Below are 17,881 nucleotides of genomic sequence, written 5' to 3' on the forward strand. Positions count from 1 at the left end.
CGGTCAGCGCAGCACCGGCATGCCCTCTGCGAGATCGCCGATGACCGGGTTCGCGTCCTGAGGGTCGACCACGAGACCGGTGATGGCGTCGACGTTCAGAACCGGGAAGCGCGAGATGGCGCCGATCTTCTCCTCGCTGCCCAGGACGTAGGTCTGCGCACAGCGCGCGGCGATCGCGCGTTTGGTGGCGGCGTCGTCGAGGTTGCCGGTGGTCAGGCCGTGGACGGGATCGACGCCCGTCACGCCCAGGAAGAACAGGTCTGCGGCGAGATGCTGCACGGCCTCCATGGCGAGGGGGCCGCTCGCGACCATCGAGAAGCGGGCGAGTTCGCCGCCGATGATCACGACGCGGGCGTCGGAGTGCTCGGCGACGGCGAGGGCGATCGCCGGGCTGGGGGTGATGACGGTCAGGTCGGCGCCGTACGGCAGCATGCGGGCCATCGCGAGCGTCGTGGTTCCGGCATCCAGCACGATCGTCGAGCCCGGCAGGATCAGCTCGACGGCGCGGCGGGCGACCCGCTCCTTGCTCTCGGTGGCCAGCGACGAGCGCTCGTCGACGGGCCGATCGGCCGGCGGAACCGGCAGAGCGCCGCCATAGACGCGGACGAGTTCGCCCGTGTCGGCGAGCTCGCGCAGATCGCGACGGATCGAGTCCTCGGAGACGCCGAGATCGGTGGCGACGTCCTTCGCCACCACGCGACCGTCTCTGCGCAGGATCTCGCGCAGATGATCCTTTCGCTGCGCACTCAGCATCCGAAGCTCCCATCCCGTTCATTCACGAAGTTGCACGTTCCTGCACGGTTAACGTTACAGTCTTCTCCATGAACACACCACTGCTGATTCTCATCGCCGGCCCCTACCGCTCCGGCACGGGCGGCGACCCCGCCCTGATCGCCCGCAACCTCGAGGTCCTCGAAGAGGTCGCGGCCCCCATCCACCGTCTCGGCCATGTGCCGATGATCGGCGAATGGGTCGCCCTGCCGATCCTCCGAGGCATGGACGAGACGGATGCCGCCGAGGGCGACGTCATGTACGAGACGGCCCACCGACTGCTGCAGCACTGCGACGCGGTGCTGCGCCTGCCGGGAGACTCCGCCGGCGCCGACAAGGACGTCGAGATCGCGCTCGAGCGCGGGCTGCCCGTGTATCGATCGATCGACGAGATCCCGTCGAGGGATGCCGAAGCCGCCTGAGCGCGGCTCATCGGGAGGGGGCCGTGGCCAGCCGGTGGCTAGGCTCGTGAGCATGACAGACGATGTGCGCAACGTCCACGACGCCCTCTCGACGATCACCGAGCACTGGCAGCCGCACCGGCTCACCAGCGTCAACGACTACGACGTCAAGGTCGTCAAGCTCCAGGGCGAATTCGTCTGGCACACCCACCCCGACACCGATGAGCTGTTCATGGTGGTGAGCGGCCAGCTCACCATCCAGCTCCGCGACCGTGACGTGATTCTGCACCCGAACGACGTCTTCGTCGTGCCGCGCGGGGTCGAGCACTGCCCGAAGGCGACGGACGAGGTGCACGCGATCCTGTTCGAGCCGAAGGGAACGGTCAACACCGGGGATGCCGGAGGCGACATGACCGCGACACTCCAGGAGCTCGCCTGATCCGCTGTCAGATCGTCAGATCGTGAAGCGCACGCCCGAGAGGTGCTCGGCGACCGACCACAGTTCCGCGCCGACGTCGACCGACCGCACCTGGGCGCTCGCGGCGACCCGCTTGGGCGCCCCGCGGAACTCGAGCAGCCCGCCCGGACCCCAATAATCGCCGCCGGTGGCATCGGCCGCGACGGCAGCATGCAGGATCGGCGCCGCCCCGGCATCCTTGCCCTGCACGAGCGGGCGGCTGACCGACGCGAGGGCGCGCGTCAGAGGTGAGACCGCGGCGAGTCCGTCGCGGTGCGGAGTCAGCGGATCGACGGCGTAACCGGGGTGAGCACACAGCGCAGACCGCGCCGTGCCCCGCCACCGGCGGTTCAGCTCGAAGGCGAGGGCCATCAGGGCGGCCTTCGAGCGGCCGTACTGACGCAGCGACGCACCCGTCCACGGCTGAGATAGCGTGCCGGGGTCGATCTCGGCGAAGCGATGCGCCAGCGATCCGACGGCCACGACCCGAGCGTCGTCGGCGAGCAGACGGTCGAGCTGGGCGACCAGGGCGAAGTGTCCGATCGCGTTGGTGCCGACCATGAGGTCCAGTCCGTCCGCGGTGCGGGCGCTGCGATCCGCCGCCTTGACCCCGGCATTGCAGATCACCGCATCGAGCCGCTCGTCGAGCGATGCCGTCGCCGAGGCGACGCTCGCCAACGACCCGAGATCGACCGGCACGATGTCGAGGTCGGCACCCGGAACCTGCGCGCGGATCGACGACACGGCCACCTGTGCGCGCTCTGCCGACCGGCATCCGAGCAGCACCCTGGCACCCTGCGTGGCCAGGATCTCCGCGCACCAGTATCCGATGCCCGCGTTCGCCCCGGTGACGAGGATCGTGCGGCCGGTGAGGTCGGGGAGCGCGAGCGGCGAGGGCATGTCCTCCAACCTAGGCGGAGACACCCACCCGGTCGGCCGTGCGGACGATCGTCGCGAATCCGCGCGCCGCCAGGATGCTCTCGGTCCGCTGCATGATCTCGTCACCCGAGACGGCCGCGAGCCCGTCCGTCGCCTCGATCGCCGAGGTCGTCGTCGCATCCGTCACGAACTCCACCGTGAAGCCGAGGTCGGCCGCCATCCGGGCCGTCGTCTCGCAGCACTGCTCGGTGCGGATGCCGCAGACGACCACCCGGCCGACGCTGCGGCGCCGGAGCTGATCTTCGAGATCGGTCGATGTGAACGCGTTGACGGTGGTCTTCGTCACGGCGATCTCGTCGCTCTGCGGGTCGAGGTCGGAGACCACCCGGACGAAGCCGTTGGCCGGATCGAAGACTCCTCCGCTGCCCGGCTCGGAGTGCGTGACCCACACGACGGCGTCTCCCGACCGACGCGCGTACGCGACGAGCTGGGAGATGTTGTCGATGACGCCCGGGTTGGCGGTGGCCGCCCACTCGTCGGGTCGCTGGCGGAAGGATTCCTGCGCGTCGATCACGAGCAGGGCGGTGGCGGGGGAGTCGTGGCTCATCCGATCATCCTCGCGGTCCCGGCCCGCGACGGCCAGTGCCTGCACGGCCAGCGACCGCGTGTTCTCTGCCGTCGATCGCCGCTCGGGCGCCTGTCTCGCAGATTCTCCCGACGAATCTGTGACGAATCCCGCTCGGCGCCCGTCCTATCTGTGAGCGACCCACACACGCTCCCGGCGAAGCCACCACGGCCCGGCCGGCACATCGTGAGACGAAGGAATGGTCATGGCAACTCAGGATCAGAACACCCCCACCAGCCCCGCCGACAAGGAGCTCGCTCAGACGCCGACCGCGCCGAAGCCGGCTGCCTCGGGTTCGCGCGTCGACCGCACGTCGGCCTTCTCGACGTCGCGCGTCCCCGCCGACTCGGATGCCGCGGGCAAGACGGTCATCGCCGACGGCGTCGTCGCCAAGGTCGCCGGCATCGCCGCCCGTGAGGTCGCCGGTGTCTACGCGCTCGGTGGTGGCGGAGCACGTGCCTTCGGCGCCATCCGTGACGCCGTCAACGCCACCGACCTGACGCAGGGCGTCAAGGTCGAGGTCGGCGAGACGCAGGCCGCCGCAGACCTGACCATCGTCGTCGAGTACCCCGCCCCGATCCAGGAGGTCGCGAGCAACGTGCGCGCCGCCGTCGCCGGTGCGATCAGCCGCCTGGTCGGTCTCGAGGTCGTCGAGGTCAACGTCGAGGTCAACGACGTGCACGTCCCCGGTGACGACAACCAGGAGAACGAGGAGTCGCGAGTCTCATGACCCCCACCACCACAGGCGCCCTGATCGGCGCACTCCTGGCCCTGGCCGCTCTGCTGTTCGGGTTCTGGGGATTCCTCCTCATGGCCCTGTTCGCCGGCGTCGGAGCCGTCATCGGCCGGATCGCCTCCGGCAAGCTCGACGTCCGCGGTCTCGCCGACGCCTTCACAGGGCGGCGCACCTCCTGATGCGCGTCGACCAGCACCTCGTCGCCGGTGGCGGCCCCGCGCGGGCCGCCACCGCAGAGGCCACCGTCCCTGGGCGCATCGACGTGAAGGAACGCGTCTACCGCACGGTCACCGAGAAGGCGTCCGCAACCCTGATCGGTGTGCCGCGCGGTGACGTGAAGGTCGACGTCGCCGAGCACCCGGGCGGGATCGCCGTGCGCATAGCGACCCCGCTTCCCGTCCCCGATCTCGACGACACCGTCGCGATCTCCCAGAGCGTCCCCGTCCTCGACCGAGCTCGTCAGCTGCAGGAGCAGCTGCAGGAGAGTCTCAGTGGTCTTCTCGGACGTGACGTGACCCGCATCACCCTCACCATCACCGGTGCCACCATCCCAGAGAGGAGACGAGTGCGATGAGCACCCCGGTTCTTCGTCGCGTCGTCCGACGCGAGACGCATTCGCCGCGCACCGTCGCGATGTTCGTCGCGGTCATCCTCCTCATCCTCGCCCTCGCCTACATCGGGCTCGAGATCGTGCTGAGCCTCGCGGCGCAGCCCGCTCTCCTGCTGGGTCCCGCCGCGGCGGGCGGATGGCTGGTCGGCCTGCCCACGGCACAGCCGGCCGGACTCGTGATCGCGGGCAGCGTCGTGCTCGCCCTGATCGGCGTCGTGCTCGTCGTGCTGGCCGTCACTCCGGGTCGCCTGTCACGGCACACCCTCGAGGCGGGCGACAGGGCGGTCGTCGTCGACAACGGCGTGATCGCCAGCGCGCTCGCCCAGCACCTCTCGGAGGAGACGGGCCTGGCTCGCGAGAGCATCACCGTCGGAGTCGGCCACCGCAGTGTCGACGTCACCGTGCGCCCCGGCGCCGGCATCCCCCTCGACAAGGGCGCCGTGCAGTCGGCCACGGAGGCAGAGCTGCAGACCTACCGGCTGACCCGCAGCGTCCGCACTCGCGTGCGCATCGAGCGCCCCCACGAGAAGGAAGACGAGCTGTGAACAACACCAACCGTGCGCTGAACCGCACCCTGCTGCTCCTCATCGGCCTGCTCTTCCTCGGACTGGGCGCTCTCGGCATCGCCATCATGAGCTGGCCGACCGCCACCGACATCTGGACGTCGGCCGGCACGGACGCCCGCTCGTGGCTCGACCAGGCGATCGCCGCCACGGCCATCGCCGGCGGCAGCCTCTCGTGGATCGGCATCGGCGCAGTGGCCGCGATCGTCATCGTGATCGTGCTGCTCATCGTCGCCCTCACCAGCATCTCGGGCCGCCGGTCGAAGACCGCCTTCCGCTCGAGCGGAGCACAGAACCCGCTCGGACGTGTCACGGTCACCGAGTCGTTCGTGTCGGATGCCGTCAAGAACTCCCTCGCCGGGAGAGCGGAGATCCTGTCGTCGCAGGTCACCGCGAACGACATCCGTCGAGAGCCGGTGCTGCATGTGGCCGTCACGCCCCGGCAGAACACCGATCCGCGTGAGCTGGTCGACCACATCGACAAGCTGCTCACCAACCTCGCCACCCTGACCGGCCGCGAGAGCGCGACCTTCGTCTCGATCCACACCGGCCTCCGGGCGCGGCTCGCGCACGACCAGCGACGTCTGTCGTGAACCTCGGACCTCGCCCCCACCACCCCAGGAAGCAGGACAGCACCATGCGAAACAAGATCCTCCTCATCGGCGCCATCGCCTTCGTCGCCTACGTCGTGGGCAGTCGGGCAGCGACCGTGCAGGTGAACAAGGGCGAGTCCGTGCGGCACCAGCTGGTGCGCATGTGGAACGACCCGAAGGCGAAGAAGGAACGCGCCAAGGCAGCCAAGAAGGCGGCGAAGGCGGCCGAGAAGGCACTCGACAAGGTCCGCCGCTGACCCCCCTCCACAGACTTATCGTCGGTCGCGACACGCAACGGCGATAAGACGACGGGAATCCTCCCGCCGTCACGATCACCCTCACGAAAGGAGCTCCTCATGGGACTCGATGACAAGATCAAGAACGCCGCTCAGGACATCGCCGGCAAGGCGAAGGAAGCGATCGGCAACGCGACCGACAACGACAAGCTCGCCGCCGAAGGCAAGGCCGACCAGGTCAAGGCCGACGCGAAGAAGGCCGGCGAGGACGTCAAGGACGCATTCAAGAAGTAAGACCCCCGGCGCGGGCGGATGGAGCGGTGTCACGCTCCATCCGCCCGTTGCTGTGCGCGGCGAGGATGCCGTGAGACGATGCCGGGGATGGATGCTGCCGCTGATGACGAGCTTCGCGAGCTACGGGCTCGTGCCTACGGTCCGCGTGCTGACATCGCGAGCGACCCGTCCGCGGTCCGCCGACTCGAGGAGCTCGAATCCTCGCGCAGCGCGGCGTCGACCGGGGGCGCGGCGGCATCCCAGGCCGCTGGCTCAGCGCCCGTTCTGGACTCCGTTGCCGACTCGGAGCGCGCCGAGCTGCGGGTGGTGCATCCCTCGGCCGATGCATCGCGCGAGAGCGGTGACCTGTTCGACCGACTGGACGACGAGTCCACGTGGGACGAATCGGTCGCACCCGCGGCCCCGCACGGGGTGACCGGGTGGCCGGGGCGCCTGGCGAGGTGGCGAGCACCGCTGTGGGTGGCCTCCGTGGCGGCGTCGGCCGCGCTCGCGGCGTCGATCGCCTACGCCTTCGCCGTGGTCCCTCCCGTGTCGTCGTCTGCCGGTGCGCCGCAGATCGAGACGCTCGAGCTCACGCGATCCGGCGTGATCGCGCCGGGGTGGTTCGGCGCGGAGAAGGATGCCGCATCGGCCGAGTTCTCCGGCCTGACGGTCTTCCTGACGCCCGGGTGGTACGCCGACTCGGGAGAGCGTTCCTCGGAGAACGTCTGTCTCAATGTCGTCAGGAACGACCAGCTGCCCGATGTGCGTGACTTCACCGAGACGTCCTGGAGTTTCGAGGGCCAACGGTACGCGGCGTGCGGCGTGGGTGCATTCCCGCCGACCGTCGCGGTGCCGTTCGACTCCGAGACCCCCGACGAGCTCGCCGAGCGCTTCCCGTCAGGCGTGGCGCTGCAGTTCGTGCTCGACGGCGGCCGTGTCGGAGTATTCCTCGACAGCGGCGAGGAGTAGCGGGTCAACGCCGGATCGGCAGCGACAAGTGGACGCCCGCGAGTTCTTCGAGCTGGTCCCATACGCTCTGCACGAGTTCAGCAGGAGGGGTGTGGGTGCGGGCGAGCGGCTCGACTCGCAGGGGAAGTCCGCGAAGCCGCCCCGCGGGCGCGTAGTACTCGCCGCCCTGCGCGGCGGGATCCGCGAGCGCGCGCACCGCAGCCCAGGCGGCGGTGTCCTTTCCCTGAGCCCAGGGCGTGTAGGGGTTGCGCCGGTACGGGGTCGAGGCGTCGTGGATGCCGGTGCGCTCGGGCGTCTTGGCGTCGACGCCCACTCCGGGACGCACCACGAGCGAGGCGACGGGAAGGTCAGCGGCGCGCAGGCGGCGGTCGAGCTCGAAGGCGAACACCTCGGTCACCGTCTTGGCCTTCGTGTAGGCCGCGATGGCGCTGCGCGGGGTCGCCCTGACGTCATCCACGTCGAGCCGGAACTGCGACACGAAGCCGGTCGACGTGTGCACGATGCGGCTGGCGACGCCCTCCGCCTCTCCGGTGGCGATCAAGGACGGCAGGATGCCGGCGAGCAGCCGGACGTTCGAGATCACGTGCGTTCCCAGAATCGGGGGGAGGCCGTCGGACGTGGGGGCACCGCGCCAGCCCGTCATAGCGCCGCCGTTGAGGAGGACTCCGTCGAGGCGGGGCAGCTCGCGCAGCTCGTCGGCCGCGCGAGACACCGAGTCGAGCGAGGCGAGGTCGATCAGCACGCTCCGCACGGAGGCTCCGGGCACCTGGCCGCGGATGGATGCCTCGGCGAGGTGCAGCTTCGATTCGGATCGCGACGCGAGCACCACGTCGGCGCCCGCCGCGGCGAGCTGCTCCGCCGCGAAGTAGCCGATGCCCGCGGTCGCGCCCGTGACGACGATCGTGCGTCCGGTCTGCTCTCACCCGACGATGAGGAACAGTCCGTGCGCGACATGAAGATCGAGATCTTCGCCGCATTCGACGGGGTGCTTCAGAGGGCGCGCGACGAGAAGATCATCCGACCCGATCTGTCCATCGTGCAGATCGAGCATCTCGTGTGCGGAATCGAGCACGCGGTGCGCATCGGGGAGGCGGGAGACAGGCAGCTCTTCCTCGACATCATGCTCGCCGGCATCCGTCCGACCGTCTAGACCCGGCCCGCCCCCACCGTCGCACCCACCCGCGGCACCGCGGCATATCCCGGGCGGATGAACCACGACGGCAGCGCTCGCCGCAGGTCGCTCGGGCCGGTCGCGGTGGCGTCCTCGGCGAGCAGCAGCGTCGTCCATTCGATGTCCCCGCGCCAGAACCGGGTCAGCGCTCGGAGCGTGCAGCGCACCTCGACCGACACGTCGTACCCGGGGTCGGCGTCGCACACGTCGGCCTCGCCGTCGTGGATCACCAGCCACCACCGGCGCTGCGCCGGACTCGCGTCCGTGAAATGCAGTGCGATCACCGTGCGCGCATCGGGGACGCTGCCGTGATCGACATTGCGGTGCATGTCCCACAGCAGCAGCTTGGGGTCGAGGTCGGCGTCTCCGAGCTCGCCGATCCAGCGCACCCCCCACGCCGAGAGCTGCTCGACGACCGGACGCAATTCGGCACCCGCGACGGTGAGCACGTAGCGGACGTCAGCACCCTGGGCGATCCGCTCGATGAGGCCGGCACGCTGCAGCTGGTCGAGTCGATGGGACAGCAGCGTCGGCGACATGCGGGGGAGGCCGCGGCGCAGCTCGTTGAAGTGCTCGGTGCCGAGCAGAAGCTCACGCAGCAGGAGCATCGTCCACCGCTCGTCCAGCAGCTCCATCGCCTTGGCGACGGGGCAGAACTGATAGTAGGGGGCGCCCACGGACCTCACGATAGACCCGGTACAGATCGGATACTAGAGCGGTCTGCGCGGGGTTCGTAGCGTGAGGATCACAAGGCAGAGGAGCCCACCATGAACACCACCACCGACCTCCAGGCCGACGCCGACCGCGCGCTGAAGGCGAAGCACAGAGTCGTCTGGGCGCTCGGCGACTATTCGGCCGTCGCGCGCGAAGTGATCCCCGAACTCGGTCGGGTGCTCGTCGCCGAGAGCCGCATCGGGCCGGGCGATCGCGTGCTCGACGTCGCCGCCGGCACCGGCAACGCGTCGATCGAAGCTGCGCGCACCGGCGCATCCGTGGTCGCGAGCGACCTCACGCCCGAGCTGCTCGAGATCGGCAGGCAGGATGCTGCACGGCAGGGCGTCGAACTCGCCTTCGAGGAGGCGGATGCCGAGGCGCTGCCCTATGCAGACGACTCTTTCGATGCCGTGCTCTCGTGCGTCGGCGTCATGTTCGCGCCGCATCACGAGGTGGCGGCCGGCGAGCTGACGCGGGTGGTGCGCGCCGATGGACGGCTGGCGTTGATCAACTGGACGCCGGAGGGGTTCGTCGGACAGCTGTTCGCCACGCTCAAGCAGTTCGTCCCCGCGCCGCCTGCCGGTGTGCAGCCGCCGCCGCTCTGGGGTGACGAGGAGCACGTGCGCGCCCTCCTCGGAGACCGCGTAGCCGAGCTGTCGACGCAGCGTCGGCAGCTGTCGGTCGACAGGTTCGCGTCGGGTGCGGAGTTCCGGGACTTCTTCCGGGACTTCTACGGCCCGACCGCGGCGGCGTACCGAGGTATCGGCGACGACCAACAGCGGCGAGCAGAGCTGGATGATGCGCTCGCCGACCTCGGCGATCGTCACCTCGAGGACGGTCGGATGCCGTGGGAGTACCTGCTCGTGACGGCCCGCGTCGTCTAGAGCGGCGCCGTCGGGGCGTTCGACGCACGAAGGGGCCGACCGGGCATCGCCGGTCGGCCCCTCTCTGTGCGGTCGTCAGCTGATCGCGGCGCGCAGCTCGGCGGCGGCGTCTCCGACGTTCTCGGCGCTGTAGATCGCGCTGCCCGCGACGGCGACCTGCGCCCCGGATGCCTGGACGGCGGCGATGCTCGAGGCGTTGACGCCGCCCGCGACGGAGAAGGCGACGCCGGATGCGGTGCCGTCGGTGAGCAGGCTGTCGAGCGAGTAGCCGTCCTGCGCCTGCTCGTCGAGACCCGCGTGCATCTCGACGAACTCGGCACCGAGGCCGATGACCTGCTGCGCGCGGGCGGGCTTGTCGGCGACGCCGATCAGATCCACGACGATGCCCTTGCCGTGCTTCTTCGCGGCCTTCACCGCGCCGGTGATCGTGCTGTCGTCGGCCACGCCGAGCACCGTCACGAGATCCGCACCCGCGCCGAAGGCGATGTCGGCCTCGAGTTCACCGGCATCCATGGTCTTGAGGTCGGCGAAGATCACCTTGTCGGGGTGGGCGCTCTTCAGGGCGGTGATCGCCGAGAGGCCTTCGCTCTTGATCAGCGGGGTGCCGAGCTCGAGGATGTCGACGTGCGCGGCCGCGGCGGCGGCGAGCTCGAGGGCCTTCTCGGTGCTGAGCGTGTCGATGGCGAACTGCAGTTTCATGGGTGTTCCGTTCGTTCTGCGGGGTGGATGGTGGGGCGGCAGCCGCTCATTCGAGGTTCGCGTGGCGCGGCCAGAGGTCGTCGGCGCTGGTGCCCTGGCGCTGCCAGAGGGCGTGGAAGAGCCCGTCGCCGATGACGACGACCGCCTGCTCGAACAGGCTCGCCGCGTACTGGTGCGAGGCGTCGGCCGTGCGGTCCTGCTTCTGGGCGGCAGGCACCCGCACGACGACGTCGGCGAGCTCTGACAGGGGCGACGTCGCGGCGGTCGTGAGCGCGCCGATGCGCGCCCCGACCGACGAGGCGCGCTGCGCGGCTCGCACGATCGATTCCGTCGTTCCCGACCCGCTCGCCGTCAGCAGCAGGTCGTCGGCCTCGATTGCCGGAGTGGTGGTGTCGCCCACCACGTGCACGTCGAGTCCCAGGTGCATGAGGCGCATCGCGGTCATTCGCAGGGCGAGCCCTGAGCGGCCGGCTCCGAGCACGAAGACGCGCCGGGCATCGACGACGAGGTCTGCCAGATCGATGAGCTGATGCGCGTTCGCGACGCTGGTGCGCTCCGCGACGCGGAGCAGCTCGTTGGCGATGAGGGAGATGGCGGCGCCGGGCGACATCGTGGCGGTGAGAGGCATGTCTCCACTCTTGCGATCGCGCGACCTTCGGGCGCTCCCGCCTCGGGACCGTTCCACCTACCCGAAGGGAGAGGGGCGAATAGAGTAGGTGATCATGAGCATCGAAGAGCATGCTGGGCCGGCGGGATCACGCCGACTGGCCGCAGACCACGCGCTCGCCCTCGCCGAGCAGCGGGACCGCTACGCCCTCACCCTCGAATCCCTGCTCGCGACGCTGCGCTCGCAGCGGCTCGACGACCGGGCGGCACGCACGATCGCGGTCGATGTCGCCGCCGGTGCACTGGTCGGACTGCGGACGCACAACGATGAGCAGGGAGCAGGACTCGAGCCGGTGACGGGCGCCTTCGAGCGTCTGCGCGGCGATCTGCGCCCGCTCGTGCGATACAGCGAACTCGACGTGCAGTTCGTCGAGCCCCCGGCCAACGGTCGCGCGCTCCCCGGGGTGATCGCCCACTCTGCGCGCTCGATCGTGAGAAGCACCGTGCTGGCGATCGTCGACCGCGGAGAGACGCGACGCGTGCGCATCCAATGGGACTGCGACGGATTGAACCTGCTGATCGCGATCCGCGACGACGGCCGAGGAGACCTGACGACGCACGACGACGCACTTCGCCCGATCGCCGAGCAGGTCTCTGCGCTGTCAGGCGACCTGTCGGTGGCCTCGACACCCGGATGGGGGTCGGAGGTCGGCATCCGCCTTCCTCTCGATCCACCGGCCGAGCCGGGCGATCTGCCGGATGCGATCGACGCCAGCCCGCGAGAGCGCGATGTGCTGCGACTGGTGTCGGCGGGGCGCCGCAACCGCGAGATAGCCGAGACGCTGAACGTGAGCGAGAACACGGTGAAGTTCCACGTGTCGAACCTGCTGCGCAAATCCGGGGCGGCGTCACGCGCCGAGCTCGCGGCCATCGTGCGCGGCTGACCACCCCTTCGGGTGGGGCTGTGCCTGCTCGGAAGGATAGGTGGGGAAGTCGTCGGTCCGATGCCTCTTGACTCCGGCGCTCAGCGCTCTACCCTGGCAGGCATGTGCCGCAACATCGTTCCTCTGAACAACCTCGCCCCACCGGCCACCGATGACGAATGCCATGAGGCCGCAGTGCAGTTCGTGCGCAAGATCTCGGGTGCCAACGCCCCCTCCCGCGCCAACAGGGAGGTGTTCGACCGTGCTGTCGCTGAGATCGAGAAGTCGGTGCGACATCTGCTCGATGACCTCGTCACGACCGCACCCCCGAAGGACCGCGACGAGCAGCGCGAGAAGCGACAGGCTCGCTCAGCCGAGCGGTACGAGGCGATCCGGGTCTTCCAAGAGGCCAAGCGCGCGGCGAAGGCGGCAGCGGACTGAGCCCTCGCTAGTCGTCGCGGAACACGGCATCGACCGCCATCGTGAGCGTGTTCGTCTCGGATTCGAGGATCGACTCGTCCGAGGGGAGCGCCCGTTCGAGGGCCAGGCCGGCGAGGACGGAGTTGAGGAAACGCGCGCGCGTGGCGTTGTCTCCTGCCGGGAGTGAGCCTTCGTCTTCGAGGACGGACAGCCAGTGCTCGACCCTCCGCTGCCCTTCGCGCTCGATGGCCAGGTAGGCATCACGGAGTTCGTCCGTGAGCTCGGGTTCGATGAAGGTCCGGTGCAGGATCGTGGCTGCCTCGCGTGCCTGCGCCCCGACGCCTGACGGAGCGAGCACCTGCCTCAGACATGCGAGGAGCCGCCCCTTCGCCGTCAGCGACTCGTCATGGATCGGGTCGTCCGGTGCGATCACCTCGTAGACCACGCGGAGGACCTCGTCGAGCAGCGCCCGCTGCGTCGGGAAATGGAACCGCAACGACCCGGTGCTCACACCGGCCCGCGCTGCGACCGCGCGGACGCTGAGCTTCGCGCCGCGTGATTCGCCGAACATCGTGAGTGCCGCGTGCAGGATGCGGTCCTTCGTCGGCAGCATGCTCGGGTCGGCGGTCATCATCCCATTCTCCACGACCCCCGGTGACACAGTGTGTTAGCGTGGCGTGCGTCCCTCACTAACACACCGTGTTAGTCCATCGACGGGAGCACCCATGACACTCATCCGCAGGCCTTTCCAGATCATCCGCTCGAACCTCCGCGTCTACGCGCTTCTCAATGCGCTCGCCTACGGCACCTTCGCGATCGGATTCATCCTCGGGCTGCTCTTCCCCGACCTGGTCGCCGGCCGCGCCCAGGCGCTGGAGGACGACGGCACAGCGAGCCTCGTCACCTCTCTGCTCAGCAGCCCCTGGCTCTTCGCGCTGACGATCCTGGCGGTCAACACCCTGCGGCTCGGCGCCCTCACGATCCTGCTGCCCTCGCTCGTCGTGCCGTTCCTCGGACTCGCGACGTTCGCGGTCTGGTCGGTGACGACCGGAGTGACCCTCGTGCCGACGACGCCGGAGGGGTGGGTCGCGCTGATCCCGCATTCGCTGACTCTCGTGATCGAGCTGCAGGCCTACATCCTCCTGCTGCTGGGCGCGTTCCTGCTGGGCCGGTACTGGGTTCGCCCACAGGCGATCGGTGCGCGGAATCGACGCGCGGCCTACCTGCGCGGACTCCAGCACATCGGCTGGCTGAGCCTCCCCGCCCTCGCGCTGCTCATCATCGGGGCGCTCTACGAGGCCTTCTCGCTGCTCTACTTCGTGTACCCCCTGCAGCAGTGGCTGCTCGGATAGCCGGAACGGACATCGACATGGCGATCTGAGAAATCTTCATCCAGGTGCATCCAAACCCGGCGCTCCCGGAGAACAACTCCTATGAAGGGCCGCACAGGGCGGTCCGGGTACAGGAGGAACAGATGCGCAAGACAGTCGCCGCCGGCCTCGCCGTCGGAATGATCACCGCTCTCGGTCTGGCCATGCCGGCCGGCGCCGCCACCACCCAGGCCGCACAGCTCTCGGTGCTGCACGCGATCCCCGACACCCCCGTCGACGTGTACGTGAACGGCGAGCTCACCCTCGACGACTTCGCGCCGGGAGACCTCGCCGGACCGCTCGAGCTGCCCGCCGGTTCGTACGAGGTGGCGCTCACCGCTCCCGATGCCGCCGACGCCAGCGCGCCCATCCTCGGCCCGGCGACCCTCGCTCTCGAAGCGGGCGGGAACTACACCGCCGTGGCCCACCTGACCGAAGCGGGCGAACCCGGTCTCAACCTCTTCACCAACGACATCTCGCAGACGGCTCCCGGCCAGGGGCGACTCACCGTGCGCCACACCGCCGCGGCGCCCGCGGTCGACATCCTCGCGGGCGGATCGCCCGTGATCGAGAACCTCACGAACCCGAACGAGGCCAAGCTCGACCTCCCCGCGGGCACCGTGTCGGCGGCCGTCGCTCTGACCGGCACGACCGACCCGGTCATCGGTCCGGCAGACGTCGCGATCGAAGAGGGCGTCAACACGATCGTCTACGCGTGGGGCAGTGCCGAAGACGGCAACCTCGCGATCGCCGCACAGACGATCTCGGGACTCCACTCGAACCCCGACGGAGTGCCCTCCGGCACCGCGGGCTACCTCGCTGAGCAGGATGCCTCGGCGAACGCCCTCCTCTCGGCGGGTCTCGTCGCCCTCGCGATCGCGACCGCCGTGGGTGCGGGCCTGATCGTCCGTCGCCGCCAGACGGTGCGCTGATGCTCCGAGGCACGCTGCGGACGGCCCGTCTGCGCCGCGTCATCATGACGCTCGGCGCCCTGGTCACCGCGGCGTGCCTCGTGGCATGCACACCGGGAGGGGCGGGCGCGGATCTCCCTCCTTCCACGGAGTCGCCCCCCACGACTCCATCGCCCGTCCCTCCCACTCCCACGAGAGACGTCGCCGTGCGGCCGGGTGCTCTCCCCACCCCGACCGCATCCGTCGCTCCCGTGGGTCTGGCCATCCCGTCGCTCGCCATCGACATGCCGGTGACGGACGTCGGGGTGGCCGACACCGGACAGATGGAACTGCCCGTCGACCCGGCCATCGCCGGCTGGTATCGATACGGAGCGGATGCCACGAGCACGAGCGGCCGGATTCTGATCGCAGCGCACGTCGACGCGATCGACTATCCGATCGGACCGCTCGCTCGTCTGCGGGACGTGCCCGCCGGCGAGACCATCCGCATCACGGCGGCCGACGGCACCAGCCGCGAGTTCGTGGTGCAGTCGCTGACCTACTACGAGAAGGCGGCACTGCCGACCGACGAGCTCTTCCAGCGTGGTGGCCCCTCGGCCCTGGTGCTGGTCACGTGCGGCGGACCTTTCGACAGCCAGACCGGGCACTACCGCGATAACGTGGTCGCGGTGGCGGTCCCGCGATGAGGCGGGGTGATCACCATGGAGAGGAGACTCCGGGTGGATGAGACCACCGAAGCCGAAGCGGCGCTCGACCGGCGCTTCGTCGCGGGCGACGAGCAGGCGCTCGCGGAGCTCTACCGGCGGTGGTCGCCGGTCGTCTTCACCCTGGCACTGCGCTCGCTCGGCGATCGGGGGGATGCCGAGGACGTCACCCAGCGCACCTTCGTGTCGGCGTGGAACTCGCGTGCCGGATACGACTCGTCGAAGGCGCGACTGTCGACCTGGCTGATCACGATCGCGCGGCGCCGGATCGCCGACACGTTCGAGGCGCGCGCCAAGGTGCAGCAGCTGCAGGCCGAGATGGAACGACTCACTCCGCCCGACGCCCTCGTCTCCGAATCGATCGATCTGTCCGAGACGCTGCTGCTCTCGAGCGAGCTCCAGCAGCTCGCGCCGGATGCACAGGCCGTCATGCGACTGGCCTTCTACGATGACCTGACCCACGAAGAGATCTCACGCAGAATGGGGATGCCGCTCGGCACCGTGAAGAGCCATATCCGCCGAAGCCTTGCCCGCATGCGCGACCGATTGGAGGTGAACCGTGTCACATCTCGATGACGAGAAGATCGCCCTGATCGCGATGGGCGAACCGGCCGGATCCGACGCCGACATGGAACACCTCGTCGAGTGCGAGAACTGTGCCGCCGAGGTCGCTGCGATGTCGCGGGTGGCGCTCGTGGCGCGCTCCAGCGTCGTCGAGGGCGACCTGGAATCCCCGCCCGCCGACGTCTGGTCGAGGATCCACGGCGAACTCGGGCTGACCTCGGCGGTTGCTGCCGACCCGGCATCCGACGTCCACCCGCCGGAGTCGGAGTCCGCATCGGCACCGGCTGCATCGGCACCGGTCCCGGCGGCCGGTCCGGCGACAGCGATTGAGGCGGATGCTGCGGAAGCGGTTGCGCCGCGACACCGGTCTCGTGTCCGTCCACGCCGCCGCTCGTCGGCCACCATGTGGATCCTCGCCGCGTCGATGGCGCTCGTCGTCGCGATCGGCGCCGGAGTCTGGATCGCCCGCACCCTCACGCCCTCCTCTGCCGTGATCGCCTCGGCCGAGCTCGCCGCGTTCCCCGACCACCCCGATGCGGAGGGACAGGCCCGGATCGACGACGACGGCGACGGCCGGCGCACGTTGACGGTGACCCTCGACGGCGACGAGCTCGTCGCCGGCGACTACCGCGAGGTGTGGCTGATCCGCGAGGACGGACAGGCGCTGATCAGCCTCGGGGTGCTCGACGACTCGTCGGGCACGTTCCGCGTCCCCGACAGTGTGGACCTCGACGAGTACCGCCTGGTCGACATCTCCTTCGAGCCGGTCGACGGCGATCCTGCGCACTCGGGCGACTCGATCGTGCGCGGCGAGCTCGACTTCGCGTGAGAGGCGCTCGCGAGCGCCCCTCGCGCGACGGCGCTCTTACGCCGCGTGCTCGCGGACCACGGGCCGCGTGAGCCGCGGGATCAGCGAGGGCGTGCTCTCGCGGTACTCGATGTAGTCGGCGCGGTCGCCCCACTTCTTCTCGGCGCGAGCCTCGAGCAGCGGGATGCCGCTCACGCGCGTGAGCAGCAGGATGACGAAGAGCGGCGAGAGGATCGCGACCCACTGCCATCCGCCGAGCACGGGCGCGGCGGTGAGGAAGACGCCGACCCAGATCACGATCTCGCCGAAGTAGTTGGGGTGGCGCGAACGCGACCACAGTCCGGTGCGGATGAACTCGTCCTTGTGACGCGGGTCGGCGCGGAAAGCGGACTTCTGCGCGTCGGCGACGATCTCGACGGTCATCCCGGCCACCCACACGATGATGCCCACGACGGTCAGCCATCCGATGGGCGCTCGCGAGGCGGCATCCGTGCTGATCGCGATCCACGCCGCTGCCGCCGTGATCGACACCCACGCGCCCTGGATCACCCACACCTGCAGGAAGCGCACCGGCGATCCCTTGATCTCGTCGAAGCGGCCGTCGGATCCGGCCTTGTGCACGCGCATCGCGAGGAACGATCCGAGGCGTGCCGCCCACAGGATCACCATCGCCGCGAGAATCCAGCTGCGGGCATCGGGCATGGGCGTCATCAGCACGAGGGCCACGGAGATGGCGAGGAAGGTGAGGCTGCCGGTGAGGTCGAAGAACCGCTCGGTGCGCAGCAGCATCGCGGGGATGAAGGCGAGGATCTGGATCGCGAAGGCCGCGGCGACGGCGATGGCGAACAGCGGGATGCCGCCGACGGTCGCGCCGCCCTGGCTGCCGGCGAGTGCGACGAGGGCGCCGATGACGAGGGCGACGATGATCGCGATCAGCGAGGACCGGGATGACTTCGGTGCGGAGGAAGTGGGGGAGGACATGGTGTTCTTT

28 protein-coding genes are annotated in these 17,881 nt (G+C 69.6%); 19 read left to right on the forward strand and 9 right to left on the reverse strand.

From position 1 onward, the window contains the following. Positions 1 to 3: 3 nt before the first annotated feature. Positions 4 to 753: a DeoR/GlpR family DNA-binding transcription regulator gene (locus AB0P11_RS13590; RefSeq protein WP_056275362.1), complete on the reverse strand. Its 750-nt coding sequence runs from the start codon at positions 751 to 753 to the stop codon at positions 4 to 6. A 68-nt stretch (positions 754 to 821) separates the two neighbouring features. Between AB0P11_RS13590 and AB0P11_RS13595 the strand changes: the two genes are divergently transcribed. Together AB0P11_RS13595 and AB0P11_RS13600 are read left to right on the forward strand one after the other, a co-directional pair. Further along, positions 822 to 1,193, forward strand: coding sequence for a DUF4406 domain-containing protein (locus AB0P11_RS13595; RefSeq protein WP_171821956.1), 372 nt, complete (start codon positions 822 to 824; stop codon positions 1,191 to 1,193). A 52-nt stretch (positions 1,194 to 1,245) separates the two neighbouring features. After that, entirely contained in the window at positions 1,246 to 1,611 is a 366-nt protein-coding gene (locus AB0P11_RS13600) for a cupin domain-containing protein (protein ID WP_072592087.1), read from the forward strand. Positions 1,612 to 1,626: 15 nt separating this feature from the next. Here AB0P11_RS13600 and AB0P11_RS13605 read toward each other — a convergent pair whose 3' ends face one another. Further along, on the reverse strand, positions 1,627 to 2,529 hold the full coding sequence (locus AB0P11_RS13605) for an SDR family NAD(P)-dependent oxidoreductase (protein WP_285363482.1): 903 nt from the start codon (positions 2,527 to 2,529) through the stop codon (positions 1,627 to 1,629). A gap of 10 nt (positions 2,530 to 2,539) precedes the next feature. Further along, positions 2,540 to 3,115, reverse strand: a complete 576-nt coding sequence (locus tag AB0P11_RS13610; RefSeq protein ID WP_363522467.1) for an isochorismatase family protein — start codon at positions 3,113 to 3,115, stop codon at positions 2,540 to 2,542. A 223-nt stretch (positions 3,116 to 3,338) separates the two neighbouring features. On the opposite strand from AB0P11_RS13610, the gene AB0P11_RS13615 reads away from it, so the two are divergent. The 8 genes from AB0P11_RS13615 (at position 3,339) to AB0P11_RS13650 (ending at position 7,116) form a co-directional block, all read left to right on the forward strand. Next, on the forward strand, positions 3,339 to 3,863 hold the full coding sequence (locus tag AB0P11_RS13615; RefSeq protein ID WP_363522468.1) for an Asp23/Gls24 family envelope stress response protein: 525 nt from the start codon (positions 3,339 to 3,341) through the stop codon (positions 3,861 to 3,863). Next, a complete protein-coding gene (locus AB0P11_RS13620; protein WP_053098100.1) occupies positions 3,860 to 4,048 on the forward strand; it encodes a DUF2273 domain-containing protein in 189 nt (62 codons plus the stop codon). The genes AB0P11_RS13615 and AB0P11_RS13620 overlap by 4 nt, the downstream gene beginning before the upstream one ends. Next, positions 4,048 to 4,443: a hypothetical protein gene (locus AB0P11_RS13625; protein ID WP_056275353.1), complete on the forward strand. Its 396-nt coding sequence runs from the start codon at positions 4,048 to 4,050 to the stop codon at positions 4,441 to 4,443. Before AB0P11_RS13620 ends, AB0P11_RS13625 begins: the two co-directional genes overlap by 1 nt. Beyond that, positions 4,440 to 5,024, forward strand: a complete 585-nt coding sequence (locus AB0P11_RS13630) for a DUF6286 domain-containing protein (protein WP_053098098.1) — start codon at positions 4,440 to 4,442, stop codon at positions 5,022 to 5,024. Before AB0P11_RS13625 ends, AB0P11_RS13630 begins: the two co-directional genes overlap by 4 nt. Beyond that, entirely contained in the window at positions 5,021 to 5,635 is a 615-nt protein-coding gene (locus tag AB0P11_RS13635; protein WP_363522471.1) for a hypothetical protein, read from the forward strand. The genes AB0P11_RS13630 and AB0P11_RS13635 overlap by 4 nt, the downstream gene beginning before the upstream one ends. 44 nt (positions 5,636 to 5,679) lie before the next feature. Next, positions 5,680 to 5,892, forward strand: coding sequence for a hypothetical protein (locus AB0P11_RS13640; protein ID WP_053098096.1), 213 nt, complete (start codon positions 5,680 to 5,682; stop codon positions 5,890 to 5,892). A 99-nt stretch (positions 5,893 to 5,991) separates the two neighbouring features. Further along, complete coding sequence (locus AB0P11_RS13645; protein WP_363522473.1) at positions 5,992 to 6,165, forward strand: CsbD family protein; 174 nt, start codon at positions 5,992 to 5,994, stop codon at positions 6,163 to 6,165. A gap of 87 nt (positions 6,166 to 6,252) precedes the next feature. Further along, complete coding sequence (locus AB0P11_RS13650) at positions 6,253 to 7,116, forward strand: hypothetical protein (protein ID WP_363522475.1); 864 nt, start codon at positions 6,253 to 6,255, stop codon at positions 7,114 to 7,116. A gap of 4 nt (positions 7,117 to 7,120) precedes the next feature. On the opposite strand, the gene AB0P11_RS13655 is transcribed toward AB0P11_RS13650, so the two are convergent. Continuing rightward, complete coding sequence (locus AB0P11_RS13655) at positions 7,121 to 8,017, reverse strand: SDR family NAD(P)-dependent oxidoreductase (protein ID WP_363522724.1); 897 nt, start codon at positions 8,015 to 8,017, stop codon at positions 7,121 to 7,123. Between the two features lie 42 nt (positions 8,018 to 8,059). Between AB0P11_RS13655 and AB0P11_RS13660 the strand changes: the two genes are divergently transcribed. Further along, the gene (locus tag AB0P11_RS13660; RefSeq protein ID WP_056275342.1) at positions 8,060 to 8,266 is read left to right on the forward strand and encodes a hypothetical protein; all 207 of its coding nucleotides are present in this window, start codon (positions 8,060 to 8,062) and stop codon (positions 8,264 to 8,266) included. On the opposite strand, the gene AB0P11_RS13665 is transcribed toward AB0P11_RS13660, so the two are convergent. Beyond that, positions 8,263 to 8,964 carry a helix-turn-helix domain-containing protein gene (locus tag AB0P11_RS13665; RefSeq protein WP_363522477.1) on the reverse strand — a complete coding sequence of 234 codons (702 nt, stop codon included), beginning with the start codon at positions 8,962 to 8,964 and terminating at the stop codon, positions 8,263 to 8,265. The two genes, AB0P11_RS13660 and AB0P11_RS13665, sit on opposite strands and share 4 nt — an antisense overlap. A 90-nt stretch (positions 8,965 to 9,054) precedes the next feature. Between AB0P11_RS13665 and AB0P11_RS13670 the strand changes: the two genes are divergently transcribed. After that, positions 9,055 to 9,885, forward strand: coding sequence for a methyltransferase domain-containing protein (locus tag AB0P11_RS13670; protein ID WP_363522479.1), 831 nt, complete (start codon positions 9,055 to 9,057; stop codon positions 9,883 to 9,885). Between the two features lie 75 nt (positions 9,886 to 9,960). On the opposite strand, the gene hxlA is transcribed toward AB0P11_RS13670, so the two are convergent. Continuing rightward, complete coding sequence (gene hxlA / locus AB0P11_RS13675; RefSeq protein ID WP_053098088.1) at positions 9,961 to 10,584, reverse strand: 3-hexulose-6-phosphate synthase; 624 nt, start codon at positions 10,582 to 10,584, stop codon at positions 9,961 to 9,963. A gap of 46 nt (positions 10,585 to 10,630) precedes the next feature. Further along, positions 10,631 to 11,212 carry a 6-phospho-3-hexuloisomerase gene (gene hxlB / locus AB0P11_RS13680; protein WP_363522481.1) on the reverse strand — a complete coding sequence of 194 codons (582 nt, stop codon included), beginning with the start codon at positions 11,210 to 11,212 and terminating at the stop codon, positions 10,631 to 10,633. Between the two features lie 94 nt (positions 11,213 to 11,306). Here hxlB and AB0P11_RS13685 point away from each other — a divergent pair, with 94 nt between their 5' ends. Together AB0P11_RS13685 and AB0P11_RS13690 are read left to right on the forward strand one after the other, a co-directional pair. Further along, positions 11,307 to 12,134 carry a LuxR C-terminal-related transcriptional regulator gene (locus tag AB0P11_RS13685; protein ID WP_053099285.1) on the forward strand — a complete coding sequence of 276 codons (828 nt, stop codon included), beginning with the start codon at positions 11,307 to 11,309 and terminating at the stop codon, positions 12,132 to 12,134. 102 nt (positions 12,135 to 12,236) lie between these two features. Beyond that, entirely contained in the window at positions 12,237 to 12,554 is a 318-nt protein-coding gene (locus AB0P11_RS13690; protein ID WP_053098085.1) for a DUF2277 domain-containing protein, read from the forward strand. Between the two features lie 7 nt (positions 12,555 to 12,561). Here AB0P11_RS13690 and AB0P11_RS13695 read toward each other — a convergent pair whose 3' ends face one another. Continuing rightward, entirely contained in the window at positions 12,562 to 13,164 is a 603-nt protein-coding gene (locus AB0P11_RS13695) for a TetR/AcrR family transcriptional regulator (RefSeq protein ID WP_053099284.1), read from the reverse strand. 94 nt (positions 13,165 to 13,258) lie between these two features. Here AB0P11_RS13695 and AB0P11_RS13700 point away from each other — a divergent pair, with 94 nt between their 5' ends. From AB0P11_RS13700 to AB0P11_RS13720, 5 genes are all read left to right on the forward strand, one after another. Next, positions 13,259 to 13,885: a stage II sporulation protein M gene (locus AB0P11_RS13700; RefSeq protein WP_157557453.1), complete on the forward strand. Its 627-nt coding sequence runs from the start codon at positions 13,259 to 13,261 to the stop codon at positions 13,883 to 13,885. A 122-nt stretch (positions 13,886 to 14,007) separates the two neighbouring features. Continuing rightward, positions 14,008 to 14,835, forward strand: a complete 828-nt coding sequence (locus AB0P11_RS13705; protein ID WP_053098083.1) for a DUF4397 domain-containing protein — start codon at positions 14,008 to 14,010, stop codon at positions 14,833 to 14,835. Beyond that, positions 14,835 to 15,500: a class F sortase gene (locus AB0P11_RS13710; RefSeq protein ID WP_320489088.1), complete on the forward strand. Its 666-nt coding sequence runs from the start codon at positions 14,835 to 14,837 to the stop codon at positions 15,498 to 15,500. Before AB0P11_RS13705 ends, AB0P11_RS13710 begins: the two co-directional genes overlap by 1 nt. Positions 15,501 to 15,533: 33 nt before the next feature. Further along, complete coding sequence (locus tag AB0P11_RS13715; protein WP_150115128.1) at positions 15,534 to 16,094, forward strand: sigma-70 family RNA polymerase sigma factor; 561 nt, start codon at positions 15,534 to 15,536, stop codon at positions 16,092 to 16,094. Beyond that, on the forward strand, positions 16,078 to 16,911 hold the full coding sequence (locus AB0P11_RS13720) for an anti-sigma factor (RefSeq protein ID WP_363522485.1): 834 nt from the start codon (positions 16,078 to 16,080) through the stop codon (positions 16,909 to 16,911). Before AB0P11_RS13715 ends, AB0P11_RS13720 begins: the two co-directional genes overlap by 17 nt. 36 nt (positions 16,912 to 16,947) lie before the next feature. Here the strand turns inward: AB0P11_RS13720 and AB0P11_RS13725 are convergent, their stop codons facing one another. Beyond that, a complete protein-coding gene (locus AB0P11_RS13725; protein WP_056275326.1) occupies positions 16,948 to 17,871 on the reverse strand; it encodes a DUF1295 domain-containing protein in 924 nt (307 codons plus the stop codon). Between the last annotated feature and the right edge of the window lie 10 nt (positions 17,872 to 17,881).

Source organism: Microbacterium sp. NPDC079176, from assembly GCF_040686675.1.
Taxonomy (GTDB): domain Bacteria; phylum Actinomycetota; class Actinomycetes; order Actinomycetales; family Microbacteriaceae; genus Microbacterium.